This window comes from Leptospira fluminis, from assembly GCF_004771275.1.
In the GTDB taxonomy this organism is placed as follows: Bacteria; Spirochaetota; Leptospiria; order Leptospirales; family Leptospiraceae; genus Leptospira_B; species Leptospira_B fluminis.
Window position 1 is genome coordinate 37,044 of sequence record NZ_RQEV01000017.1, and the last position, 25,406, is coordinate 62,449.

Below are 25,406 nucleotides of genomic sequence, written 5' to 3' on the forward strand. Positions count from 1 at the left end.
ATGAAAACTCCCTAAGCGTGAATCGCCCACTTATCTACGGCCATAGCCGCTTCTTTTACAATTTCGGATAAGGTAGGATGCGCGTGGAAGGATCTCGCGACGTCCTCGGAGGAAGCGCCGAATTCCACGGCAACCGCGAGCTCGGCGATCATATCCGAAGCTCGGGGCCCGAATACGAAGGCTCCCAGAATCTTATCCGTTTTTTTATCCGCCAATATCTTGACTTGGCCCTCGGCCTCGTTCATCGCTTTGGCTCTAGCATTCGGCTTAAATAAAGACTTGCCCGTTTTATATTCCACACTGGCCGCCTTCAATTCCTCTTCTCCTTTTCCTACCCAGGCCATTTCGGGCCAGGTATAAACGATATAGGGAACCGCGGCATAATTCACATGACCGGACTGCCCGGCGATCAGCTCCGCCAATGCAACCCCTTCTTCTTCGGCTTTGTGCGCCAACATGGGTCCGTCGATCACGTCTCCGATCGCATAGACTCCGGGAACATTCGTTTTGAAATGGGCATCCACTTTGATCCGCTTCCGCTCCGTAAGTTGGACCCCCGCCGCCTCCAAACCTATCCCATCGATATATGGGCGGCGACCGACGGCTACGAGCACTACGTCCGCATCCAGTTCGGATTCCTTTCCGTCGGGGGCAGCAATCTTGACTTTCGCCCCGGATTTTCCCGGAACGGCGCCCAGCACCTTGTGCTCGAACAGGAATTTGAATCCCTGCCCTTCCAAACTGCGCTGCAATAGATTCCCGAAAGACCGATCCACATTGGTAAGCAATCCCGGCAGAAGTTCCACTACCGTAACTTCCGCTCCGAGCCTTCCCCAGACGGAACCCAATTCCAACCCGATGACCCCGGCCCCGATAATGACCAACTTTTTCGGAACGGAACGGAGATCGATCGCGTGATCGGAAGTAATGATGCTTTTTCCGTCTACCGGCAGACCCGGGATATCGATGGGAACGGAACCGGTGGCCAAAACGATATGCTTTGCGGAAAGGGTTTCTTTTTTTCCGTCGACCAGAGAGACCTCGACTTTTCCTCCGCCTAGAAGTTTGCCGAATCCTTCGTAACGAGTGATCTTATTCTTGTTCATCAAGTAGTCGACTCCGTCAGTGACTTCCTTGACGACCTGGTTTTTTCGTTCCATCAAACGGTTCAGATCGAGGGAAACTTTTCCGACTCCGATACCGTGGTCTTGGACTTTATGGAGAACCTTATGGTATTCCTCCGAAGAGTCCAGTAACGCCTTAGAAGGAATGCAACCAACGTTCAGGCAGGTCCCTCCCAGCGTTTTCCTTTTTTCGATGATTCCGGTTTTTAAACCCAGTTGAGCGGACCGGATTGCGTTCACATATCCTCCGGGTCCAGCGCCGATCACAAGTACGTCGAATTCTTCGGCCATTCCTTTTATCCTTTAAACTTCCAACAGCAAGCGGGTAGGATCTTCGATTGCTTCTTTTACCTTCACGAGAAAGGTCACGGCTTCCTTACCGTCCACGATTCTATGGTCGTAAGATAACGCCAAATACATCATCGGACGAATGACGATCTGATCGTTTACCACCACGGCGCGTTTTACGATATTATGAAGTCCTAAAATCCCACTCTGTGGCGGATTCAGAATCGGAGTCGACATCATGGAACCGTAGATTCCGCCGTTGGAAATGGTAAAGGTTCCGCCTTCCATTTCGGAAAGCTCTATTTTGCCGTCCTTCACCTTATTAGCAAGACGGGCAATTTCGGATTCAATCTGCGCAAAACTCAAAAGATCGGCGTCTCGAACGATCGGAACAACAAGCCCTTTCGGTCCGCCTACGGCGACACCGATATCGTAATAATTCTTATATACCGTATCCGTTCCGCGGATCTCCGCATTAATGGCCGGAATCGTCTTTAGGGCGCCGATAACCGCTTTGGTAAAGAAACTCATAAAACCTAAACCGATATTATGAGCATCTTTAAATTTATCTTTGTATTTATTTCTAAGATCCATAACGGCGCTCATATCCACTTCGTTAAACGTAGTTAGGTGAGCAGCGTTATGTTGTGCGTTAACCAATCGATTCGCTATGGTTTGCCGGAGCTTCGTCATCGGAACGACGTTTTCTCTCGGAAGATTTCCTCTGCTTGCAGCAGGAACCGCTTTCGGAATTTCCTTGGCAGGCGCGGCTACGGCAGCAGGCGTAGAGGAAGATTTGTTCGCGATCGCATTCAGCACGTCTTCCTTGGTGATTTGGCCGTTCTTTCCGCTGCCGGAAATGGAAGCCGGATTCAGTCCGTTATCATCTATCAGTTTCCGGACGGCAGGAGGAAGAGTTTCGTTGGTGGTTCCCGTATTCGAGGAGGTAGGTGCCGGAGTCGTTTTTGCTGGTTGCGAGGAGGAGGAAGGAGGAGTGCTTGAGGCGGTGGCGGCTGGATCAATGAGTCCGATGACTTCCTTGATTTTGACCGTGTCCCCCGGCTTCTTATTGATCTTTTGGAGGACACCCGCCGAAGGGGCCGGGACCTCCATGGTCACCTTATCGGTTTCCAGTTCTACCAGGACCTCGTCCTGTTCTACTCGTTCGCCTTCTTTTTTAACCCAATTTGCTATGGTTGCTTCCGTAATGGATTCGCCCATTTCGGGAACCTTGATCTCTATCGACATCTTGATCCTGCGGAGGCAGTTATCTGTCCCATTCTGAGACCGCCTCCATTTCACTTTCCGTAAGTCGAAAAATTCTGTAAAGCGGTTCTTGGCAAAACCGCAGATTGCGGAAAATAACCTTCTCCTAAAGAATTCGACGCTCCGATTCTATCAGACGAATCGGATTTTTCGAAAGCGAACCGGAGAATTCAGGAGGAAAGAAACTTCAATCGGTTTTCGGTTTGAATTTCCGTTCGGTTTTACCGATTTCTTCGTCGCTGATCTGGTATTCCTGCTGTAGAAATTCTCGGAAATCGATGGATCTATGGTGATCCCTGTCTCCGTCGCATTGTCGGTTTCCTTGCACGGATTTGGTAACTCCAGCGACGGTGATCGGCTTTAAGGTTAGATTTTGAGTGAGAGGACAGACCCCCGGCTTAGGGGTGAGTCCGTTATAAGCACAAGTACCGCCGTTTTGGACTTCTTCCGGAGCCGGATCTTCCCCGTGTTCGTTTCCGAATTCCGGGTAACCTTGCCCGCCGTAGAAACGATTGTACATTCTTCCCCAAACCGGAACCGCTAAGACGGAAGCGGCCTGCCCTCTTCCCAAAGAGATGGAACTTTTATCGAAGCCCATCCAGATCACCGTAGTCGATCTAGGATCGAAGCCGCAGTACCAAGCGTTGGTAAACGAAGAAGTGGATCCTGTCTTGCCGGCCGCCACCCCTCTATAATTCCCTTTTTCCGGATTTCTGAGTCCGTCCGTGGCGGTCCCCGCCATCGCGACCATCATCAACATTTTTCTGAGGATATAAGCCGTCCCTTCGCTGATCACCTGAATGGAACCGTCCTCTCTTTCCTTTTCCAATTCTTGGCGGACCTTTTCCTCTTCGTTATAAATTACGTTTCCGGACTGGTCTATGACGTAACGTACGGCAAAAGGAATCACATTCCGCCCTTTGTTCGCGACGATGGAATAACCCACTGCCATTTCATATGGCGTCAACTCCGCGATCCCCAAGGCGAGAGCCGGACTGGACGGGAAGCGACTCTTATCAGCCTTTGTTAAACGAGAAGCAAAATCAATAACCGCATCCGCCCCGGTCCTGAGTAAAACCTGAACGGAAACGATGTTTAAAGAAAGGGAAAGCGCTCGGGATAAAGGAACCATTCCCTGAAAATCCCCGTCGAAGTCCTGAGGAGACCACCCCTCCCCCTCTTCCGTGAGGGTCGTAAGAGGAGCGTCCATAATTCCGGTTCCAGATCCCACGGCTCGTTCCGCGATTGCTGCGCCGTAAACGAAAGGCTTAAAGGAAGAGCCCGTCTGACGACGAGCCTGAACCGCTCGGTTGAACTGGTTCTTGGGCGTGAATTCGTATCCGCCCACCATGGTTTGTATGTAACCGTTCGTATGATCTATGGTGATCGCAGCGCCTTCCACGTGAAGGTTCTTGCCGAATACGGCCGAGCGTTTCTGAAACTCGGTAAACGCGGAGGATTCGTTTTCCGCTTCCGGAGTAAAAAACGCCAGAAGGTCGGCTGCGTCGATCAAATCCCTTTCGAGGGCTACGCGAAAATTCGCCTTTTCATCCAGCTTACTGACGAAAGGTACGCCGACAGGAAAAACCGTGCCCAACAAACCGTACAATCCGACGAGAGACCGATCGGCGCCCCCTGCGTAATTCACGGTGACCCCGGAGACCAGATCGTCGTGCTTTTTCAGCACCTTCCGAAGTTCTTCCTGGGCGATCTCCTGTTTACGTATATCCAGCGTAGTATAGATTTTTAGACCGCCGTTATAGAGCCGGTCTTCCCCCAATACTTTTAACAATTTCTGTCTAACGAATTCCGTAAAATGGGGAGCCCGATTCAGTTTCGTTCCCCAGGTGGACTGGGAGGGAGACTGGGTAATCACTACGGGCCAGTATTTTTCCCAAAATTCGTCGTGTATCGTCCGGACCTTGTCTGCGGGAAGGAAGCCTTGTCCCGCCATCAATTTCAGCACTTCTAGGTGCGCCCTCTTTGCCGCAGCCGGATTTTTGTATGGGGAATACTCGACCGGAGCCTTAGGCAATCTCGCCAGAAGCGCGGCTTCGGCTACGTCCAAATCCGTCACATCCTTATGGAAATAAACGTCTGCGGCGGAAGCCAAGCCCGTGGTTCCATGCCCGAGATAGATTAAATTAAAATAAATCTCTAATATTTCTTCCTTGGAATACTCCTGCTCGATCTGGAGGGTAAACAACGCCTCCACGAATTTTCGAATAAAGGAGCGTTTCCTGTTTTGCAGGACGGTTTTGGCCAACTGTTGGGTCAAAGTGGATCCGCCTTGCTTGATTCTACCGGAAAGCACGTTCACGATCGCTGCACGACCGATCGCCATAAAGTCGATCCCGAAGTGGTTGAAGAAATTATTATCCTCGACGGAGAGGAAAGCCTGGATCACATGAGGAGGAATGTCCTGGTATTTCAGGAGTTGCTGCTTGTGACGATACAATTCGGCGAATACGATCCCGTTATTATCGTACAAACGGGTCGGAGTGGTAGGCTGGTAAGAAGCCAACATAGCCAGCTCGCCGCCTTCATCCACTTCGGAAAGGATGTACCCGAAAAAAAGTCCTCCCGCCAAGGCGATTCCCAATAGGATTTTCGTAGTACGATGGATTCCGTCGCTAAAAAGATTCATACGAGTTCGAATTTCAGTCCTTCCGAGGCTAGGACGATGTTCAGGTCCTTAGCGCCAAGATTCTCAGCATGGGTTTTTGCGTCATCCAAGATGATGCCTAAAATTTCGTCGGAATAGGCCGGCTCATGGTGGGTCAATGCCAAGGTTTTGACCTCCCAGCCCACCGCGCAGTTGACCGCCATCGTGTACGAGGTATGGCCCCAGTCGAATTTCTGAAAAGATTCGTCCAGGGTATACTGGGAGTCCATAATGAGAAGGTCGGCACCCTGAAAGAAAGGTTTTTGCTCCGAAATCAGAGGCAAATCCTCGCCGGTATACTCGGCGTCGGTGGCGAAGATGAAACTCTTGCCGCCCTCGGTAAATTTGTAAGCGGTCGAACCTCCCGGATGCTTGAGGGGAAGCCATTCCACTTTCATGCTTCCGATCCGGACCGCTTCCCCCCGGGAAAGAAGGCGGAAATCGCATTGGTTCGAAAATCGGTCAAAGGAAACGGGAAAAAACCTGGAATCCTGCTGGGATTCCAGACGATTCTTGAAATCCTGCAAGGAAGAATATAGAATAAACTTATTTCCTGGGATGTACAGGGGCTTAAAGAACGGAATTCCCTGGATATGATCCCAGTGAGTGTGGGTAAAAAATACGGAGCATTCTCCCTTCCCCTTGCCGAATTCCTCCAGGATCATTTCGTCGCCCAGAATCCTGGCTCCCGTCCCCATATCGACCAGTACCATAGCACCTTCCGAGGAACGGACGCTCAAACAAGTGGTATTTCCTCCGGTGACACCTTTCAAATATTCGGGAAGAGAGTCCAGCCAGGTCGCCGGAGAAGAAAAAGCTCTGCCTCCAGACGACTCCGCCATCTTTAGAATCGTCAAAATCTTTTCCCTATATTCGGGTGTTCCCATGGGGGAAGGGATGGAACCCCGAACGCCGTACAGACGAATTTCCACTCTAATAGGAACAGTTACCAAACCGGCCGCAGACTGTCAAAGGAAACAAAAATCGGGATTTAGGTTGTCTATCGGAAGGAACCGGGAAAACTAGGAGGGGTATGGCATACTACTCCAGCGGATTCGGCATAGAAGTTACTCCCGTCGTTCGAAGACTTCTCTTCTTGAACGTGGGAGTTTTTGTTTTGGAATTTATTCTGAAGCTGGCCTCTTCCGGGACTCTCGGGCTTTTTCTGGGAATCTTCGGACTAGTCCCGGAATTCGTTCTCCACAAGTTCTTCGTATGGCAAGTCTTGACGTATGCCTTTCTCCACGATCCGAATTCCATCTTCCACATTCTCTTCAACATGCTTTCCCTTTGGATGTTCGGCTCCACCTTGGAAGCATACTGGGGAAGCAGGAATTTTTTGAAGTTCTATCTGGTATCCTGTATCGGCGGAGGGATCCTCCCCTTGGTAGCCCACAGCCTAGGATTCGCTCAGGGAACCATCGTCGGGGCTTCCGGCGGACTCTACGGACTTCTCATCGCCTTTGCTCTGATTTGGCCCAACCGGGAGCTTTATTATTTTGCGATCTTTCCGATCAAAGCGAAGTATTTCGTCCTGATCCTTTTAGCTTTGATCGGTTTTACCTCTTCCTCCAGCGGAGTGGCGGTAACCGCACACGCGGGAGGCGCCCTCTTCGGAGCTCTGTATTTCTTTTATAACAATAAACTGAAATACAAATTCAACTTCGGACTTCCCTCCTTTTCCCTTTCGCGCTGGCTGCAAAAAAGAAAAATGAAGAGATGGCAGGAGGAAATGGTCAGCCGGGAAAAAGCCAAGGACGAAGTGGACCGACTCTTGGAAAAGATTTCGAGGGACGGAATGAACTCTTTGAGCAGAAAGGAAAAAAAATTCCTGAAAGAGGCCTCTTCCAAGTATTACCATCCCGATGAATGATTCTCTCTCTACGGGAAGGAGAACATTTTACTTCGACCAGACTTCTCTCCGAACCCCGCATTTTAATTTGGCTTTGGAAGAAGCGCTGGCCTTGCGGCTAGTCGCGGAAGGATATCTGGGTGGCATCCGTTTTTGGGAAAATCCCAGATCCATCGTGATCGGACTTTCGGAAGATCCGATTCGAACCGTAGGTCAGGAAAACTTGGATGTATTTTTCGGATATGCCGAGCGTGTTCCCCTCTCCGAAAAACCGGAGCCGGGCTCGCCGCCGTACGTGGCAAGAAGGGCCAGCGGAGGAGGAACGGTGGTCCACGAACCCGGCTGGAATCTGAATTTCAGCCTCTTCGTTTCGATCCGGGAAAAGCCGGAACTCTTTCCCGTGGGAAATTCGTATTCGATTCTATTAGGAATCGCTTGCCGCGCCTTGTCCCTCCAAGGAATCGAAAGCAAGGCGATGGGAAAATCCGACCTCGCGACGGAAACGTCCGAAGCCTGGAAAAAAATCTCGGGCAACGCCCAATTTCGAAAAAAGGAATGCATCGTGCAACACGGCACCTTGATTCTAGATCCGAGATTGATCTCCCTCGTGTCGGATCTACTTCCTCATCCTCCCGAGGAACCGGAATACCGGGAAGGAAGGACGCACCGGGATTTCGTGACCTCTCTTCCGCCTGAATTCTCTCCGGTAAAATTCAAGAGAGACCTTTCCCTTTTATTTGCGGATTATCTGGGGGTGGAAAAGATCGGTACTAGGGCAGGCAGGTCCTTTCGCAAAAGCGTGTTTCTCGAAGCGAATCGATTGTTTCGGGAAAAATACGCCTCCAAAGAATTCATTACTGGCGAACGTTAGATCCGGCCGGCCACACATCCTACCGAGGACCCGATGAAATATCTTCCAGAACAGGACCCAGAAATCTTTAAAGCGCTTCAGGCGGAAGACAAACGCCAGGAAGAAAACCTGGAAATGATCGCCTCCGAAAACTTCGTTTCCCGCGCCGTGCTGGAAGCGTACGGCTCCACGCTTACGAATAAGTATGCGGAAGGATATCCCGGCAAAAGATATTATAACGGATGCGTAAACGCGGACGCGGTGGAAACCGTCGCGATCGAAAGGGCGAAGAAGCTTTTCGGCGCGGAATACGCGAATGTCCAGCCTCACTCCGGAGCCCAGGCGAATATGGCCGTCTTCCTCGCCACATTGGAACCGGGAGATTCCTTTTTAGGAATGAACCTTGCTCACGGAGGACATTTGACTCACGGTTCTCCGGTAAATATCAGCGGTAGGTATTACCGTCCCATTCCGTACGGAGTGGACCCTAAAACGGAAACCATCGACTACGATTCGATCGCGAGTCTTGCCAAAGAACACAAACCGAAATTGATCGTAGCGGGAGCTTCCGCTTATCCCAGAACCATAGACTTCGCGAAATTCGGAGAGATTGCAAAGAGCGTAGGCGCCAAATTGATGGCGGACATCGCCCATATTTCCGGCCTGGTCTCCACGGGAAACCACCCTTCTCCCGTCGGAATTTTCGATTACGTAACCACCACCACTCACAAGACACTTCGCGGTCCGAGAGGAGGCTTGATCCTTTCCAACTCGGAAAACGAAAAAGTGCTGAATTCCAGGGTTTTTCCCGGAATCCAAGGGGGGCCTCTCATGCATGTCATCGCAGCCAAAGCCGTTGCCTTCGGAGAAGCCCTCCTCCCCGAATACAAAACGTACATCCAAACAGTAATGGCGAACGCGAAAGTCCTAGCGGAGGTCTTCGTAAAACGGGGCTTCCGAGTAGTAAGCGGAGGAACTGACAATCACCTGGTCCTATTGGACGTTTCCGTCAAAGGACTTACAGGTACCCAAGCCGCAGATGGATTGGATGAAATCGGTGTAACCGTGAACAAAAACGCGATCCCTTTCGATAAAAATCCTCCGGCAGTGGCATCGGGGATTCGTTTAGGAACTCCCGCTCTGACCACCCGTGGACTAAAACCCGCCGACATGGAAAAAGTGGGACACCTCATATGCGACTTTCTGGACCATCCGGAAGATTCCAAGAATGCGGAAAAAGTCAAAGGTGGAATCAAAGAAATCGCTCAGCAATTTCCGATGGATCGATTTAGGTTGGAATAGAAAAAAAGAAAAGAAGAGAAGAGAAATGGAAAAGGCGTCCTTGTGGGCGCCTTTTTTAGGAATAAATTGACCTATATTATTTTGCTTCCTTGCATTCGGTTCTCCATTTGAGAACTCCGGCAACATCGGCCTTCGTGGCTGCTTGGCATTCTTCGTACGAATTGAAACTTCCCATAGTGGAGTATCCTCTAACCGAATACAACCAAAGAACCCAAACACTTAACACCAGCATAAATCTCTTCATAAACATTGTCCTCCGAACAACAATCGTTTGAATTTAGGTCAAATTCCTTTTCGCACCGGCTTGCGTTCGCCGTGGTGTCCGAGTGTTGGAGGCTTGATCGTTGCAAACCCGAATCGGTAATTTAAAATAATACGACGCAGCGTCGTCCTTCCTGCTTACTAAAGTTTTGAAAAATTTTTACCGATGAGAATGATTTACGAAAAGAAGTTAAAAATTTCTTTCCAAATCTACATCGTAAGGATTAGTCGATTAATAATCGAAAGGATTAGGGCAAACTAACCCTGACATGAGAAAAAGGAATCGTCGAAAGCCCGATCGATAGATCCATAATTTATTTCTTAAATAATTTCCTAATTCCGTCGGTGAATTCCCGACCCACAGGCAGGTTCGTTTCGTCCTCATTATTTAAAAAAAGTGAATATGCCCCGCCCGGCTGCGATCTCGTGGCGGCGACGTAACTCTTATTTACGATATACTTTCTATGAATGCGGAGAAATTCCTCTCCCGGGAGTTCCTTCTCGAAATCTCCCAGCAATTTAGGAGTTTCGAAATCCCCGCTCTTCGTATGAAGGATGGAGTGTTTTCCGTTGGCGGTCAGATAAAAAACGTCCGAAGAGAGAATCCTATGCACGAGTCCCTTTTCCCGAAAAACCAACACCGGATCGGGATTTCCCGGAATCGAGAGTTTGGACAAGGAACGCAACTTAAGCTGCTCCAATGCACGTCCCATACACGCATCGAATCGTTCCTTGGTATACGGCTTCAGAAGATAGTCGCAGGCCCCGACCTCGAAGGCACGTAGCATGTGTTCTCGATATGCGGTGGTAAAAATCAGAACGGGAATCGAATCCCCCATTTCCTCCAACAATTGCAGACCGGTCTTTTCGGGTAGATTGATATCCAAAAAGACAAGATCGAATTCCCCCTTTTTCAGGAGATCCAAAGCCTGGACACCGGTACGAGCGATTCCTGCCACCTCGCAATCTTCCCAATCTTCCAGGTATTTTCGGAGGAGATCTCTCGCGGGAACCTCGTCCTCGACCACGAGTACTTTGTAATTAGGGGACGTCATTCTTAAGTCTCGTATTCCAGAAGTAGAATATTGTTTCCGGAGTTCTTCTTAAAAGCCAAGGCGGCAGTTCCGAAATTGTATTCCAATCTAGACCGTATGTTTTCCAGAGTGCGGGAAAATTCCGATTTTCTTCTTTCAAAGGAAACTCCGTTCACGTTCACCGATTCTCTTCCGTTATCGATTACCGTAATACGAACTTTTCCCCCGGACGCTTCCGCACACAATTCCAACCTTCCGGGTTCGGACAACAATTCCAGTCCGTGTTTGAAGCTGTTCTCCACCAGGGGCTGGAGAGTCAACGGCGGTATGCGCAATCTGGAAAAATCCCCTTCCCTGGTCGTGCATATCGTAAGATTATCCGAAAATCGGAGCCTTTGCAATTCCAGATAGTCCACCGTAAATTTCCACTCCTCTTCGAAGGGTATCAGTCTTTCGTAGATCCGATCGCAAAGAAATCGATATGTGTCTGCGAGAAGGATCAACGCGTGGTCCGCTTTTTCGGGATCCGTCACAAGGAGGGAGTGAACCGTATTCAATGTATTGAAAAGATAATGCGGATCCATCCTACTTTGGAGGGTTCTGTATTGGATATCCTTGAGTTCGGTTTCCGTCTTTTTTTTCCTCTCTATGAGCATCTGCATGGATTTTTCCAAAAAGGAGATGAACAGCGCCAGAATGAGGCTTCCGAGAAGAATGTTATAGGAGCCTCCATGATTCCGTCCCACGCCTTCTCCGGACAATAGGATCGCATGTAAAATTCCCCCCGCGGCGACTCCGAAGACGGCGGCAAAACCGGAAGCGAGAACTAAAAACGCACCCGTGCTAAACGGTCCCAACCTTCGTCCGTTGATGAACTCTACGGAAAATTCGACGATGGAACAGACGGAATGAGTGGTGACTTGGGTCGCCAAAAAAACTTTCCAGAACGGGGAAGAAGAATTGTGGGCGACCAAAAGGGAGTTCATGGTACCCAGAACGGTATTGACCGTGAACCAGAAAACGATCTTGAACGCCCGGATCCTAAAATCCATCTTCTTACCCATTTCCCAATTTCTTTCCCGAATCGATTTAACGTCGATTCCGTTTTTTGCCGTTTATTCCTCCCTATGTAACCTCGATTCCGAAAAGCGAATTTTAACGGGAAATGAGGTAGACTCGGGCTTTTTGGACAAAGTCTAGTAGACAGAAGAACGGAACTACGATTAGGTTATCGAAAAATAATTTCCTTTCTCGCCGATATTCGACGGGGAATCTAGGGAGCCGCCCTTGAAAGCAGGAAGCTCGATTCGATTAAGGTCCGTGTTCTTATTGTTCTTTGTTTCGACGGCTATGAATGCAGAAGAAATCGTTACCACGAAAAAGGACGAGCCGGACGGGTTCTACGGTCTGAAGGTGGGGGGAATCGTTTCAGGTTCTTACGGCCAAAGATACAGGGACAGCGCTTCCGGTATCTCCAACGCTTATCCGAACGACGAGACCGGTTTTTCCACTCCTTGGACCTTATTAATGATCAATAAGGAATGGAAAGAAACCGGAGTCAGTTTGGAACTTTGGGGAGAATTGCTCAGGGCCAGCCAGTTTTCCGCTAGCACTCGAGCGGACGGAGGAACGAAATCGAATCCTTATACTCTCGGAATCAGACACGCTCTCGTCCGAAAGACTTGGGACACCAAACTGGGGACCTACTCCCTTACATTTGGAATGCAGGAACTTCCTCATACCTATACGCAATGGAAGAATTATTGGCAATGGAGATATGTGGACAAAGGCCCGTTGGAAAGTTTGGGATTCGCCCAAGCGCCTGCGGATATCGGGTTCGGGGCCAACGGAAAATGGGACGCTTTTTCCGCGCACGTCATGCTCTCCAACGGGGAAGGATATCGTCAGAGCCAAAACACGGATTCTTCCGCGATAGATCTTTCTTCCAGAATTTCGTACGAACCGAAGATAGACGAAGACACCCGCTTCGGGCTTCATTTTTTCAACCGGAACGCGAACTTTACGGGTGCCGCCGGGACGGACTGTAACGAAGGAACCACTTGTATGCCTTCGGATAACAATCCTTCTACGATTTTGCGGAAGGACCTTCGCGCTCTCCAAAGCACTTCCTATGCGGTCGAGGCCGATTTTGATAAGAGAAAATTCATCAACTTCGGGATCGGCTGGATTTGGAAGAAACAAAATGGAGGCGCCATCGTGGATAGGGCCCATCCCACGGCACTACCATTGGCTCCGGGAGTGGATTCGACGGGAGACGCGGGATATGCTTGGTTGGCTTTAGTTTGGGATTCCATAAAGATCGTGGGAAGAATGGAAGGAGGAACCGGAAACAACGGAGTCATGTCCGCGGATCGATCCAAAATTTCCCAAATTTTTCCCGGGGTCCCAGACTCCGCATCTTGGTCCCAGGTGCCGGGCAGTCCGGTCAGGAGCTCCTCAGGCTACGAGTCCCACACTTCCTTCCGCAAGGGTTCCGTTTTTGTGGAATGGATTCTCTCGGATACGATCAAACTTTCCGTCGGCTATTCGGAATTGAGAAATCGGGACGTGAACGGAAGTCGCCAGCAAGTATATATAGACCAAAGCGGATTAGCCCGCACCCAAGCGGATTACTTAGGACAGTACGCATCGACTACCGGAATCGGTATTTCGTCTTACGGCCAATTGGATAAGGAATGGGCGTTTTGGACGACGGTGGAATTTTAGCGGAGAAAACGGTATGAAACGCAAACTATGGATCGCAATTTCTTTAGGATTGACTCTCGGCTCGTTAGTGCTTCTGAGCCAGGAGAAAAAGGAACAGGAAGCCAGGATCGCCTTTCTGGTAGGAAACGTACAGTTACAGAAAACGGGCAGCGGACCTTGGGCTCGATTGAAGCAAGGAGATCCGGTGGGAGAAGGGGACATTCTTTCCACCGGAAACGGATCCAGGGCGACCGTACTGTATAGAGGCTCCGAATTCCGAATTCTACCCAATTCCAGACTCAAACTTTCCTCACTCCATTCGGAAGCCAAAAGCGGAAAGATGGATGTTTTAAGCGGATTCGCTTGGTTTCACGTCGTGAATCTGAACGGAAAAAAATTCGACGTCTCCACTCCTACGAATACGGCAGGAGTAAGAGGCACTTCCTTTTCGGCGTTTTACGAACCTAAATCCAAGGACTCCGGATTCTGCACCTGCGAAGGTAAAGTGGCTTTGACCGGCAACGGTGAAAAAGGGGACGGGACCTTACAGGAAAAAGGATTCGGAGGATATTACTCCGGAGAAGGCGGAGAACCTAAGAGAACCTCCTACGAAGGAATCATCATAAAATTCAAATCCATGCCCCCGTTTAAAGAGATGATGAAGAAGAATATCTCCTTAAAAAACTGCCTTTCCTGCCATATCCCGCAAGGATGGACGGCTACGGATCCGGTTCCTATGGACGAAACGTACGGAGCGTCCGCAAACTCGCATTAACCGACTTGGGTAACGAATCAGCGAATGCGAATTTTACGTCACGGACAGGTGATGGTGGACCCTGGGTTGGTCGCGTAGACGCCTTGGAACTGTAGCCCTGCGAACAGGAACGGATACGTCTGCGTACTCGGGATCGCTTGGGTCAACAGTTTAATCTTGTCCGTAGTCGTATTTAGATTACAGGTTTGCGTCGCGTTACTCGGGTTGGTCAGCGTGGCCAATCCCGCCTTCGAAGGCAATGGAATCTGTCCCAGGATATTATTCACCAAGGGAATGATCAGAGAAGGAATCAACGGATTCACCACTGTCAGCACCCCTTGCGGATCGATACCGAACGGATTGTATTGGCTTCCTTCCAGAATATCCAACGTATACGACATGCTGGCCGGATCGACCACCAGACTCAAGGCGTTCAAGTTACTATATCCGCTGATTCCCGTAGGCTGGACGAACGGAGTGAACTTGATGGTACCTAAAGCCTTAAAGCTGGCCCTGGCGGTGTTGATCAGATACTTGGGTCCGCTTGCGGGAACTCCGTAGATCCTCAATTCCAAATCTGTAAAGTTGACCTCTAATTGCGGAATGGCGGAACCGGAAGGAACAGGCTTCAGACTTCCGTTTGGTGCATGGATGGCCCATAGGTCGATTTCCACACCGTCCGTACCGTTTACAGTAATGGTCTGGGTTGGGTTGGACGGATTCAGACCCGTCAAACTCGGAAAGCCCGGAGCCAGAATATTGATAATGGCCGACGCCTGGAGCAGGGTCTTGGTCAATTGAAACAGGGCCCCGTTTCCTGCATAGGTTTGGATCTGGTTGATGAACGCGGCGTTCAAAGCCAGGTTAAAGGCCCCGTTCTGCCAAAGACTGTAGGCCGCTTGTGTGACCGTATCCGCGCTCAACCCCAAGAGCAAACCCGGGGTCGCATTGCTCTGTCCGAAGAGATAGTTCTTCGCGTTTTGGATTGCAGTGGCTCCGGCGGTTCCCGAAGGAGCAGTGCTCACGAACCCGACGGCGGCATTATGACCGTGGTAATTCGCATTCGTGGAAGCCAGACGAGAGCTGGACTTTGCCACCAAAGCCACATTCGCGGAAGCCACGATCCCCTTGTTGGATCCGGAAGACTGCACTGCCGCATCCGAGGCGACCTGGAGGGAAAGAATCAAAGGAAAATTCGCGAGCGGAGCAGGAAGATAACTCGGAAGGTCCAGCTCCAACCCGGGGTTATTCAAGGATTGTAGAACTGCGTTCAACGCATTTACGGAAACCCTTTCCACGATATCCGTAAGAAGCGCTTGGGTGATTGACGGAGTCACCTGGGGAACGGCGTTCGTCGCGATCATGTTCGTGATCGGACCTAAGAAAGATCCCAAACCGCTAGTGGAGCCTTGTAGACTCATGGAAGCGGTGTTCAGGTTCTGCCACCATTCCGATACGTAAAAGTTCCCGGTGATCGGATCGTTCGGATCGAAAGGATAGACTCCGTTGGGAGAAGGACTTCCGCTCGTATAACGATTGATCTGAACGTTGATATTCCCGCTCGTATCGAACCAAGTGGTCGCCTTCGCTCTCGCCAATCTCGGAGTATACGGACCGCTTCCGTTTACCGTGGAATTCGTCGTAAAATAGAAGTCTTGGCCGTTACCGATGAGACATGCGAGTACGGTACAATCATGGGTCAAGCCGATGACGGCGAGATCGATCACGGAATATTCTCCGTAGATATCTATCCCGATCGACCCGGTTCCGGTAACATAAAAGGAATCCGTAATATTCGTGGTTCCGTCCGGAGCGGTAGGAGGAATAGATATGCCGGGAATGAACACGTCCAAATACATCGGAAGGTTACCGAGACCTAGTACGCTCGCGACCACGTTAAACGCTCCCCCGTTGGGATTTCCTCCGCAATACCCGTCCCCGTATTGTCCTGAATTATCGCCGTAATTCCTAACGTAGGTGATCTGACCCTGGTAGTAGTTGATGCATCTGGAGGAAAGAGTGGTGGCGCTATTCGTGGAAGGGTTTCCGGCGAAATCGTTGAAGCTCATTCCTCCGATCTTGAAGTCCGCGTGCGCGAACTTTTGCAGGATCTGGCCGAAAAGAAGCATCGTCTGGGCCTGGTCCATCACGGTGGTCGAAACTCCGGTCAGTAACCCGTACGGATTGGTATTTACCGGACCGTAATTAAAGGAGAAGTAACGATTGAAAATTTCTCCGCTCGCAGTGGTGATCTGATAATAATAGGAGTTCCCTCCGATAAACGCGTAGAGCCCGGGAGTGGAAGTCAAACGCGCATCCGCAATCAGATCCAGATTGGAAACCAAAGGAGAAGACATGGAACAGGTCCCCGTACAGATCGTGTACTGGTCCGTGGAACCCATATGGTTCAAGGTAATGGATTGGATAGGATTCGTACCGGAAATCGGATTCGTAAAACTGCTGTTTACGTAAAGATGCGCGTTGGTAGGAAAGGTGATGTCCTTTCCGCCGGAGTTCCCCCAACCTAAGGCCACATTGGTATAAGCGCCGGCAGTGCCGGTGGAAGTAACGAAATAATCCGGCTCGGTGGTAAACTGGATTTGGTAAGGAAGTAGCGCCGTTCCGGAAGAAGTGGCCGAATTCGCGGTAAGAGTCAGAGTATACGTCGTGTTTGCGGCCAGCTCCTTGTACGGATCGAAGATCAATCTCGTTCCCGAAGCCCAATGGAATATTCCCCCTTTTCCCGGTCCTGGAAGAGCCACGTTACTCCCATTCACGATGGAAAGGTCGGACTGTACGGTAGCCTGGTTCATGGATTTGGAAAAACGGATTTCCAGACTTTTATAACGGTTCACATTCGTATAAGAACTGATGAAAAGAATCGCGCTCGGTCCGTTATTGCCGAAATTCGCGGGGAGAGAAGCGGGGGTATCCAAAGCGGAATACACGCTGCTACTCACGCCCTGAGGGAGAGTTCCTCCTTGGTCCGTCACGATCCCCATGGCACCTAAAAGGGAACCGAACACTCCGCCTCCGGATTTCTTACCGGCACAGGATAGAGCCAAGGCGGCAAGCAGAAACAAAAGAACTAAAGGATTGCTGAAGGCGATTTTCTTTTTTTCCAAGCGTTTCATAATCTTCCCTCTCTCGATCATCTTACAGAAAACATAACGTTCAAATCGTCGAAGTACGTCGACGTGGGCTGGCCGGTGTTCCAGTTATCGTAGAAATAGTCTCCTACCGGACTGAACTTCCTTCCGTTTTGGTAGATATCCGCCAAATCCCCGATCAGTGTGCCCGCAGAATAGAGGAAGGAAGTATTGTCATAGGCCTGGGTCTGGATCAATTGCGAATTCAATAAATTCTCGAAATCCTGAAATAGATCTTTCACCGCGTATCGCGAATCCATATAAGCGTTCGCTTCCAAATAGGAGAAGAAAGCCCCTTGAACCGCGAGATAGTAACCTGTTCCGTACAGATTCTTACCGTAAGGCGCGATCGCGTTCAGCATGGGAGGCAGACTCTGAGTCAGCAAGTTCGTAACCGTATAAGTCCCCGTATGATTCGGATGAATGAATAACGATGCCACTACATCCAAGGTGTTCTGTATATCCGTAAAGGAAGGCTGGATATTGATGAGCAAATCCAAAAGAAAATCAAGGGACTTGACCACGGACCACCCTGAGGCACTGGACATATAATCCCTAACGTTACTCGCGAAATTATCCACGTCGCTCCAAGTAGGATCGTAGATATTCGTGGATCGCGCCGCATAATACGTCGACCCGCCGCCGCACACGACGGTGGGATCGGGATTGCAGAAGAGCTGCGGATTCGGATATTCCACGATATGGTCCCGGAACCAGTAGAGGACCCCTCCTTGGATATCGAACTTAGTAGGACAATTCGTCTGGAAGGAAGGATCATCCGTGGCTCCCGCGCATTCCGAAACCAGTAGGGTTTCTCCCATAATGTTTTCCAAAGCCGGCGAAATCAAAGCGAAGGCATCCGCGTGGGAAGCATCTCCGAGCTGGGCCAGAAACTGGGAAAGCCCGGAAACCAAACGGGTCTTGCTGATCAGGTTCAGCATCCCGTCTTGGAATCTCCTCGTATTCTCTATCAGAATACTGATAAACGAACGATATGTATCGTCCGGTTGGTAATCCGACGCGCCGCCCCCCGAGTTTCGGATCCCGTAAGCGATTCCGTTCGTCCGGATCTGATAAATGGAAGGAGGACTCGGATTAGTAACGCTTCCGTTCGTCGTGTCAGGACCGTAAAAGGCATACGGACGGGAAAGCAGTTCCGCCAAACGGGAAAGGATGGACACCGGATTTACCGGAGTCGCCGTCGTTTGACCGCTCACCTTATCCAACACGGATTTTGCCAGAGCCGCGACAAAAGGAGTAAAACGGTTCCGGTACGGCCAATACACGGTATCGTTCGCATTGAAAAGATCCGGAGTGATGGGAGCCGGAGAAGCGGAAGTCGTATTGATGGAAGAACTCGTGTCCGTGCTTGCGGGCGGCAAGAAACCGAGCATCTGCAGAACGTACCCGTTCTGGGAAATAACGGGAGGAATCAAACCATAGCTGATGGTAGGCTGGGGAACGAGCAATGACCAAAGAGCGGAATATACGACCGTGGGTCCCATGTTTCCGCTACTCGCCGGAACTCCCGTACCATCGGCTCCGTAACCCCATCCTTCCACAAGCATGGCGGAATCTCCTGGAACCGAGGAGAAGTATTGCAGATCCTGCTTCGTCGTGCTGTACACCTTCAGCATCTTCGTGCTGTCCGGAGAATTTCCGGTCGTACTCTTCCATTGTCCGTTATAGTTTCCGCAAGTACCGGAGGAAGCGGTCGCCAAAGGCCCGCAATTCGGAGCCAAATTCAGCATACCTACGAGACCGTTTCCTACCGCTGTGACGAACAGGGCCTCCGCAAAAGCCACTGTCGCCGCCAACTTAGCACGGACCGGTAGTACGACTACGAATCTCTTTTCGTACAATAACCATTGTAGATTTTTATAAAATGCCTCTTCATCCGAGGATACGGCTCGTTGCGCGTCGGTTTTCGCGATTTCGGGAATGGTGTACTGCCCCGCTCCTGCAGCAGGATCTGGATTTGTGCAAGTATAATTTCCAGCCGGCGGAGTAGGATAAGTATTGGGATACGTACAGGTCCAAGTGTTATATGGAGCAGCTGGAGAATAAGTCACATGATTTGAATGCGTTACCCAATCACAACTAAGAGCCGGACTACTGTTAGAATATCCTCCCATGGAAATACACTTGTTCGTGGCATTCGGGTTCAGTTGGATATCGTAGCGATGCGTTTTCCAGGAAGGTTGGTAATGGTTCTCCGCGAGATTCGAATATCTCGCGATCGAACCGTCTGGCGAAAGGTAATTTCCTCCCGCATCCCTGCGATTTACGTTATAATAAGGCCCGTATCCTCTATACGTAACCTTCACTAGCCAGTCCAACATCCAGGGAAGAGTCTTGTTAAAGACCTTGTCGTAAGAACCGGCGCTCGCGGAAAGATCGATGGGATTCGTACTCGGCACCTGAGTCGCTCCGCGGGAAGCATCCTCCATCAAGGAAAGCACGCGCGAATTCATCCCGATCAGATAAACGGAACCGTCTCTGTAGACGTTATTGCTCGTTCGACTCTGTTCGGAGATATTCTTAAAATTGAAGGAATCGGAGGAGGAAATAACGGACATCATGGCAAAGAGCCCGTCTCCCAGAGTGATTTCTCCTCCCGTCATTCCTGTGATCCAATCGTTCGTAGTGGTGCTCGGATCCCAAGTATAGCCGTAATTGTCCGCCAAATACAGGATGAGAAACAAAGTCTCCAACGCGGACACAGTATAACTGTTGGCATTGTAAGCCCTATCCAGACCGTTTCCGTCCACACGGATCAGGTTCCCCAAAGACTGCTCGATCGGCCCCGCTCCGGAAGAGGAAACGGAGGAAAGCAGACTCGTAGGAAATCCTAACGAATTCAGATTCGTGGCGGAATCCTTTAGAAAATCGAATCCAGTATAAGGAGCGCCTAACGCAGGGTTTTTAGCGGGAACTACTAAATCCCGGAATACCTGAAAAAAATCCGTCAGCACCACTCCCAATTCGGAGGAATGAAGAGTACCTCCCGGAGCGTTATATGCCGCTTTAGAACTATAAACCGTCGGCTGTCCCGCTACGGCGACGGTGAAGTAATTATTCAGATTCAGAATCAATTGTTTCAAAGTCGTAGCCGGCGTGGTCTGGTTCATGAATCCCGCCTGGAAATTCATCATGTCCCCGACCCCGTACACGATATTGATAAAACCGTTTTTCAAGGAATGGGTAGGATCGCTCAGCACGGAAGGAGCAAAGAATCCGTCCAACAATCCCTGCACACCCGATCGAAAGTTCGCATTCGCGGTCAGCGCCTTGTAAAGAAAGTCCTCCGCTTTTTGAAGGAAATTTACCGTCGTTTGCTTTTTCAGCGTATTGGCGGTGGAAGTAATGGATTGTTGGATCTGAAGATTGGTATTCGTGTTGTATTCGTCCAAAAGAGCCTGGGCGCTGATGGGAACCAGGTTACGCACGACCGGAGAAGGATAATTCCGGATCTTTTCCATCAGAGGCTGCAAAGCAGAGTATGCGTTCGAATTGTTCGTTTGCAGTTTGTTGATCAGATCCGCTCCGCCGGAAGCCAGAGTCTGCATCGCGGGCCGGCTTTGCAGCATCATCGCCTGTGCCGCCCGCAGGGTACCCAGATTGTCCGGTTGGGGAGCCTTAGCTAAAGAATTTCCTAATGCAACGTTAAAGGCGACCGGATCCAGATTCGTAAAAAAGCTCTTCACGACCGGAAACGGATTCAGAAAGGTAAAGAGAGAAACTCCGGTGTATGCCGTGGTATTGTCGGAGAATTGAGAAATCCCAGACTTATCCGTTCCCGCGTGAGAACAAGCAGTCGATAAGACAGATATAAGAGAAAAAATAAGTAAATACTTGGATCCCTTTCCGGAAACAGACCGTTCGTCTCCTGGGGTTACCAGTGATTTTTTTCCTATTTTCATTCCCAAACTTCCCCAGTTCAGCCAATTTCGCATTTTATAACGATCGTTATCCGAAATAGATCCTTCTCCTTTTTGTATAGATGAGAGAAAGAATTTGTTCAAACCATTTTTATATATCAATCGTTCGGATCATGTATCGGTCGCTATACAGGTACATATCACAACGCGCCATACAACGATTTTTTTCATATTTTTCACATTTTTTTCAAGAACGATCGTTATTTAAAGAGATCCTTTTCGTCGCCGATAATCGAATGATTTTATATTTCGAATCCTTATAAACGGCTTCCTTCCGTCTGAAACCGCAAACATCGAGGCAAATAGGGAATTGATAGGACATAACAATGAGAAATCAAAGGAGGAGAGTTTGATTCCGATTTACCGCCGTTTCGAGATGCAAAACGGGATGCAAGAATTTATTTCCAAAACCGACGGAATCCTGAAAAGAATTCCGCCGGACAAAAGGATCGCTTAGATCAAGCCGAAGCCGGTTTTGCCTGCTTCCGTTTGTAGATCGAATAACCGATCGCTCCCAAGCAGATCAAAAGCCAGATATACCAGAATTTGACGAGAAGGATCGTGATCACTGTGATTACGAAGGCCACCACTCCCAGAACAAAGGAGATCGCCATCTTGCCGAACTCTCCGATAAAAGGAATGAAACTCAGCAATGCAGTCAAAGGTCCGACCAACAGATTCAAACTCGCCCACATGATGACGAAACAAACGATTCGACCGATCCATTTCATCATCTTGTCGTCGGAAGCGATGTCCTTCATCGTCTTTTGGTAATCTCCGACGGAAGCGTTTAGGAATAAGTTATCCTCTTTGCTTCTGAATTTTCCCATCGAATGTCCGGAAACGGAACCTACGAAAGTCATATTCTCCTTCGGAATCGGCCTCACGTCTACGTTTATGCGTTCGCAACCTTCGATTTCATCCTTGGAGCATTTTTCGTTCAGATAAACGTATTCCTCCTTCAGAATCCCTTTCGACAGGTTCGCCGCTTCGGGCGCGGAAGAAGGAACTTCGCTCGTAAACTCCACGTCTTTTAGATTCACCGAGTAGGAAGCTCCGCTTTCTCCTTTGATCTTCGCGTCGCTTGCAAAGGAATTGATCTCGGAATGCGAAACTTGGTAAAACGGTTTGGATTTACAACCGGAGAGCTCGAAGTTTCGGGGGTTTTTCGGAGAGGAAGTCCATTCCAGTTTACATTTGCGGACTTTCTTCTTATTCGTTCCGCTTCCTTCTTCCTTCACTTCTTCCGTCCAAGCGTAGACCTCGGCGGTTTGGGAATAGGAAATATAATGTCCCGTTTTAACGAATTCCCCTCCCAACGGATCGGCTGTAAGCATACCTGTTACATATGACGGAAAACCTTCTTTGGCTTCCGCTGCGGGAACGGCTCCTTTCAAAGCCGCACTCGCCTGTTCGCAGGTTTCGACCTGATAGATCAGAAATAAAGAAGCGGGGAATAATAAAATACCGGTCAAGATGCCTTTAAAAGAATCGCCAAACTGACCGAATATACCGACGTCCTCCGAAGAGGACATCCCATCCGAACTTTCCAATGCCATGAATTTATCTCCTGTTGAGGGTAAAAAACGAAAGAGCATCATACACTCAAGAGAGGAAGTTAGGCAATTTATTTTTTCCGAAAAATACGGAACGTGAGAATTTTATTCCCTATGATGGAACTTTAAAATAATTCTAACCAGGCGTTACGAATATTCGGTTTTTCCATGAAGTAGGTCCCGATCAAGGCGGCGTCCACATATGGACGAAATGCGTCCAAGTCCTGTTTGCTCTTAACGCCGGATTCCCCTACTTTTATGATATTTGGCGAAAGTTTGCCCGAGACCTTCGAGACTAGATCTTGATGAATCGTAAAATCGTCCAGATCGCGGGTATTGATACCGACGATATTCGCGCCCGCATCGGAGGCGATTTCGGCCTCTTCCTCGGTGTGAATCTCCGTCAGGACGTCCATTCCGAGATCCCTCGCCTGGCGGATTAAGGAACCTATGGATTGACGATCCAGGATCCGAACGATCAATAAAATCGCTCCGGCGCCGAACTCTCGAGCCTCCAGGATCTGCCTGGGATCTATTATAAAATCCTTACGAAGTATGGGAATTCGAACCGAGTCGGAGACTCTTCTCAAGTCCTCTAAGGAGCCCCCGAAGTATTCCCGATCCGTTAGGACGGAAATACAGGAAGCCCCGCATTCCTCGTATGTCTTAGCTACGGAGATAGGATCGTAATCTACGCGGATCGTCCCGGCGGAAGGACTCTTACGCTTGCATTCCGCGATGATGGAGAATTTCCGGGACCGAAGAGATTGCCAGAGGCTCGGGCCGGAATAGCGGGGAGGGTTGTATTCGGGAATCGACTCCAACTCCCGCTTTTTGGTTTCGAGAATTTCCCGTAAAACTCGGTGCAAACCCATCCGATCAATTACGGAAGGACTTAAGGGCTTCTTCCTCTGTTTCCCGGATATCGAAAAGGGAAGTAAGTTCTATCACGTCGAAGATCCGTTTTACGGCAGGCTTGATCCCGCAGATTTTCAGACCGCCTTCTTTCGCGTTCAACTTCCGGAGGGTGGAAATGCAGGCTCGAAAACCGGAAGAGGACATATAATCCACTTCCTGCATATTCAATATAACCCTTGTATGTCCTTGGTTGTCGATGAGATCGTTGAGATTTTCTTCCACCTCGTTCGCGATGGAAACGTCCAAGCGTCCTTTGAGGTAAACAATGAGAACTCCGTCCTGTACCTTATGATCCAGCAAAGGAACCTACCTGAGCGATTAATTAGAGACAATTCTGAGTCCGAAAATTAGCCTGTCAACCAAGTTCCCCCGTATGGCAAATTTTCCTACCTCCTTGCTCGGCCAGAGAGTTCTCGTTCTAGGCGGCGGAGTCTCCGGCATGGCGGCCCTCCGTCTCTTAAGGGAAAGACAAGCTATTCCCCTCTTATGCAATTCGGAGCCCGTTCCCTCCGTAGCGGAAACATTCGTAAAAGAGGATGTTTCCTTGGCCTCTCTTCTTCCTCTCGCACTTGTAGTAAAAAGCCCCGGTGTTTCTCCCGGGCATGCGGTGATCAAACAGGCACATTCCCTGATGATTCCGGTAGTATCGGAAGTGGAATTCGCCCGCGGTTTCTTTACCGGAAAATTGCTGGGAATCACAGGTACGGATGGGAAATCCACAACCACAGCATTGACCTGTCACTTACTCTCTAAGGATTTTCCGGGAGCAACAGCGGGAGGAAATATAGGTCACGCGTTCAGCGAATTCTGTACGAAACCGATCCCATTGGCGGTTTTGGAATTGTCCAGTTACCAATTGCAGGATTCCGGTCCTCTTCAACTTGACGTTTCCGTAATTTTGAATCTTGCGCCGGATCATCTGGAGAGACACGGGACTCTGGACGAGTATTTCTCCGCCAAATCCAGGATCATAGACAGGAATAATCCCCGTCACACCCTAGTCGTCAGTTCCAAATTGTTCCGGGAAAGAGTCCAGAAATTGAATTGCCTCTGCAGGGTTCAGACCTTCGGCAGAGAGCAAGGAAACGACGCGATCATTCTTGACGAAGCAAGGACGATTCAAACCGCGCAGGCTCTTTACGACGCCAAATCGTTTCCTCTTTCCGGCGGACACAATCTGGAAAATTTGAGTGCGGCGATCCTGGCTGCGGAGGCCTCCGGAGGCAAACCTGTCAATATCCAATCGGCGATCTCTTCTTTTACCGGTCTTCCCCATCGTTTCCAGAATGCGGGAAGAGCGGCGGGAATTTCGTTTATCAACGATTCCAAATCCACGAACCTACACAGTATGTTGGCGGGAATGAGCACCTGGAAGGATCGAAAAACCACCTGCCTGATCTTAGGCGGACGTCCTAAGTCGGAATCCCCCGAGCCTCTTAAGGATTTTTTAAAAGCGGGAATGGGTTGGGTCATCCTGTTCGGAGAAGCGAGAAATATCTGGGGAGAAGAGATTTCCACTATTTTGGGGGACCGTCTCATACAAGCGGACACTCTAGAAGAGGGATTTGCCTGGTTAAAAAACGCGATTCGAACCGGAAGAGCCAAATTGCAGTCCGTGGTTTTTTCCCCCGCGTGCGCGAGCTTCGATCAGTATAAAAACTTCGAGGAAAGAGGAGAACATTTCCTGAGCATGGTTCGTCGTTGGGCGGAAGAAGAACCCTAAAATCCGGAAATGCCCTT

The 25,406-nt window shown here is 49.7% G+C and carries 18 protein-coding genes; 6 read left to right on the forward strand and 12 right to left on the reverse strand.

Features of this window, described 5'->3' with window-relative positions; all coding sequences use genetic code 11:
* Positions 1-11 precede the first annotated feature (11 nt).
* The 4 genes from lpdA to EHO61_RS15705 all read right to left on the reverse strand — a co-directional run bounded on the left by lpdA (position 12) and on the right by EHO61_RS15705 (position 6,275).
* Entirely contained in the window at positions 12-1,415 is a 1,404-nt protein-coding gene (gene lpdA / locus EHO61_RS15690; protein WP_135814514.1) for a dihydrolipoyl dehydrogenase, read from the reverse strand.
* 12 nt (positions 1,416-1,427) lie between these two features.
* Positions 1,428-2,660: a 2-oxoglutarate dehydrogenase complex dihydrolipoyllysine-residue succinyltransferase gene (gene odhB / locus EHO61_RS15695; protein ID WP_135814515.1), complete on the reverse strand. Its 1,233-nt coding sequence runs from the start codon at positions 2,658-2,660 to the stop codon at positions 1,428-1,430.
* A gap of 205 nt (positions 2,661-2,865) precedes the next feature.
* The gene (locus EHO61_RS15700) at positions 2,866-5,325 is read right to left on the reverse strand and encodes a penicillin-binding protein 1A (RefSeq protein ID WP_135814516.1); all 2,460 of its coding nucleotides are present in this window, start codon (positions 5,323-5,325) and stop codon (positions 2,866-2,868) included.
* The gene (locus EHO61_RS15705) at positions 5,322-6,275 is read right to left on the reverse strand and encodes an MBL fold metallo-hydrolase (RefSeq protein WP_135814517.1); all 954 of its coding nucleotides are present in this window, start codon (positions 6,273-6,275) and stop codon (positions 5,322-5,324) included. Before EHO61_RS15705 ends, EHO61_RS15700 begins: the two co-directional genes overlap by 4 nt.
* A gap of 101 nt (positions 6,276-6,376) precedes the next feature.
* Between EHO61_RS15705 and EHO61_RS15710 the strand changes: the two genes are divergently transcribed.
* From EHO61_RS15710 to glyA, 3 genes are read left to right on the forward strand one after another with little or no spacing between them, the layout of a single operon-like run.
* A complete protein-coding gene (locus EHO61_RS15710) occupies positions 6,377-7,216 on the forward strand; it encodes a rhomboid family intramembrane serine protease (protein ID WP_135814518.1) in 840 nt (279 codons plus the stop codon).
* Entirely contained in the window at positions 7,209-8,066 is an 858-nt protein-coding gene (locus tag EHO61_RS15715) for a lipoate--protein ligase family protein (RefSeq protein ID WP_135814519.1), read from the forward strand. The genes EHO61_RS15710 and EHO61_RS15715 overlap by 8 nt, the downstream gene beginning before the upstream one ends.
* 33 nt (positions 8,067-8,099) lie before the next feature.
* Positions 8,100-9,347 carry a serine hydroxymethyltransferase gene (glyA, locus tag EHO61_RS15720; RefSeq protein WP_135814520.1) on the forward strand — a complete coding sequence of 416 codons (1,248 nt, stop codon included), beginning with the start codon at positions 8,100-8,102 and terminating at the stop codon, positions 9,345-9,347.
* Between the two features lie 76 nt (positions 9,348-9,423).
* On the opposite strand, the gene EHO61_RS17265 is transcribed toward glyA, so the two are convergent.
* The 3 genes from EHO61_RS17265 to EHO61_RS15730 all read right to left on the reverse strand — a co-directional run bounded on the left by EHO61_RS17265 (position 9,424) and on the right by EHO61_RS15730 (position 11,706).
* A complete protein-coding gene (locus EHO61_RS17265; RefSeq protein ID WP_167880181.1) occupies positions 9,424-9,591 on the reverse strand; it encodes a hypothetical protein in 168 nt (55 codons plus the stop codon).
* A gap of 331 nt (positions 9,592-9,922) precedes the next feature.
* Positions 9,923-10,663 (reverse strand): LytR/AlgR family response regulator transcription factor, encoded by a 741-nt coding sequence (locus EHO61_RS15725; protein WP_135814521.1) that lies wholly within the window; start codon positions 10,661-10,663, stop codon positions 9,923-9,925.
* Positions 10,664-10,665: 2 nt separating this feature from the next.
* Positions 10,666-11,706 (reverse strand): sensor histidine kinase, encoded by a 1,041-nt coding sequence (locus tag EHO61_RS15730; protein WP_210415355.1) that lies wholly within the window; start codon positions 11,704-11,706, stop codon positions 10,666-10,668.
* 241 nt (positions 11,707-11,947) lie between these two features.
* Here EHO61_RS15730 and EHO61_RS15735 point away from each other — a divergent pair, with 241 nt between their 5' ends.
* Both EHO61_RS15735 and EHO61_RS15740 read left to right on the forward strand, forming a co-directional pair.
* Positions 11,948-13,369: a hypothetical protein gene (locus EHO61_RS15735; protein WP_135814633.1), complete on the forward strand. Its 1,422-nt coding sequence runs from the start codon at positions 11,948-11,950 to the stop codon at positions 13,367-13,369.
* 13 nt (positions 13,370-13,382) lie between these two features.
* On the forward strand, positions 13,383-14,123 hold the full coding sequence (locus EHO61_RS15740) for a FecR family protein (RefSeq protein WP_135814522.1): 741 nt from the start codon (positions 13,383-13,385) through the stop codon (positions 14,121-14,123).
* A gap of 38 nt (positions 14,124-14,161) precedes the next feature.
* Here EHO61_RS15740 and EHO61_RS15745 read toward each other — a convergent pair whose 3' ends face one another.
* The 5 genes from EHO61_RS15745 to EHO61_RS15765 form a co-directional block, all read right to left on the reverse strand.
* The gene (locus tag EHO61_RS15745) at positions 14,162-17,236 is read right to left on the reverse strand and encodes an Ig-like domain-containing domain (RefSeq protein WP_135814523.1); all 3,075 of its coding nucleotides are present in this window, start codon (positions 17,234-17,236) and stop codon (positions 14,162-14,164) included.
* Positions 17,237-17,253: 17 nt separating this feature from the next.
* Positions 17,254-20,958, reverse strand: coding sequence for a hypothetical protein (locus EHO61_RS15750; RefSeq protein WP_246032174.1), 3,705 nt, complete (start codon positions 20,956-20,958; stop codon positions 17,254-17,256).
* Positions 20,959-21,650: 692 nt separating this feature from the next.
* On the reverse strand, positions 21,651-22,751 hold the full coding sequence (locus EHO61_RS15755; protein WP_135814524.1) for a TMEM43 family protein: 1,101 nt from the start codon (positions 22,749-22,751) through the stop codon (positions 21,651-21,653).
* 122 nt (positions 22,752-22,873) lie between these two features.
* Entirely contained in the window at positions 22,874-23,623 is a 750-nt protein-coding gene (locus tag EHO61_RS15760; RefSeq protein ID WP_135814525.1) for a beta/alpha barrel domain-containing protein, read from the reverse strand.
* Between the two features lie 4 nt (positions 23,624-23,627).
* Positions 23,628-23,966 carry an STAS domain-containing protein gene (locus tag EHO61_RS15765; protein ID WP_135767884.1) on the reverse strand — a complete coding sequence of 113 codons (339 nt, stop codon included), beginning with the start codon at positions 23,964-23,966 and terminating at the stop codon, positions 23,628-23,630.
* A 73-nt stretch (positions 23,967-24,039) separates the two neighbouring features.
* On the opposite strand from EHO61_RS15765, the gene murD reads away from it, so the two are divergent.
* Entirely contained in the window at positions 24,040-25,389 is a 1,350-nt protein-coding gene (murD, locus tag EHO61_RS15770) for a UDP-N-acetylmuramoyl-L-alanine--D-glutamate ligase (RefSeq protein ID WP_135814526.1), read from the forward strand.
* Positions 25,390-25,406: the final 17 nt, after the last annotated feature.

Bases quoted from the DNA above. Each gene is read 5' to 3' on its own strand.
- lpdA (WP_135814514.1), bottom strand. From the start codon at position 1,415: ATGGCCGAAGAATTCGACGTACTTGTGATCGGCGCTGGACCCGGAGGA.
- EHO61_RS15740 (WP_135814522.1), top strand. From the start codon at position 13,383: ATGAAACGCAAACTATGGATCGCAATTTCTTTAGGATTGACTCTCGGC.
- EHO61_RS17265 (WP_167880181.1), bottom strand. From the start codon at position 9,591: ATGAAGAGATTTATGCTGGTGTTAAGTGTTTGGGTTCTTTGGTTGTAT.
- EHO61_RS15725 (WP_135814521.1), bottom strand. From the start codon at position 10,663: ATGACGTCCCCTAATTACAAAGTACTCGTGGTCGAGGACGAGGTTCCC.
- EHO61_RS15760 (WP_135814525.1), bottom strand. From the start codon at position 23,623: ATGGGTTTGCACCGAGTTTTACGGGAAATTCTCGAAACCAAAAAGCGG.
- EHO61_RS15700 (WP_135814516.1), bottom strand. From the start codon at position 5,325: ATGAATCTTTTTAGCGACGGAATCCATCGTACTACGAAAATCCTATTG.
- murD (WP_135814526.1), top strand. From the start codon at position 24,040: ATGGCAAATTTTCCTACCTCCTTGCTCGGCCAGAGAGTTCTCGTTCTA.
- EHO61_RS15755 (WP_135814524.1), bottom strand. From the start codon at position 22,751: ATGGCATTGGAAAGTTCGGATGGGATGTCCTCTTCGGAGGACGTCGGT.
- EHO61_RS15730 (WP_210415355.1), bottom strand. From the start codon at position 11,706: ATGGGTAAGAAGATGGATTTTAGGATCCGGGCGTTCAAGATCGTTTTC.
- glyA (WP_135814520.1), top strand. From the start codon at position 8,100: ATGAAATATCTTCCAGAACAGGACCCAGAAATCTTTAAAGCGCTTCAG.
- EHO61_RS15715 (WP_135814519.1), top strand. From the start codon at position 7,209: ATGAATGATTCTCTCTCTACGGGAAGGAGAACATTTTACTTCGACCAG.
- EHO61_RS15710 (WP_135814518.1), top strand. From the start codon at position 6,377: ATGGCATACTACTCCAGCGGATTCGGCATAGAAGTTACTCCCGTCGTT.
- EHO61_RS15745 (WP_135814523.1), bottom strand. From the start codon at position 17,236: ATGAAACGCTTGGAAAAAAAGAAAATCGCCTTCAGCAATCCTTTAGTT.
- odhB (WP_135814515.1), bottom strand. From the start codon at position 2,660: ATGTCGATAGAGATCAAGGTTCCCGAAATGGGCGAATCCATTACGGAA.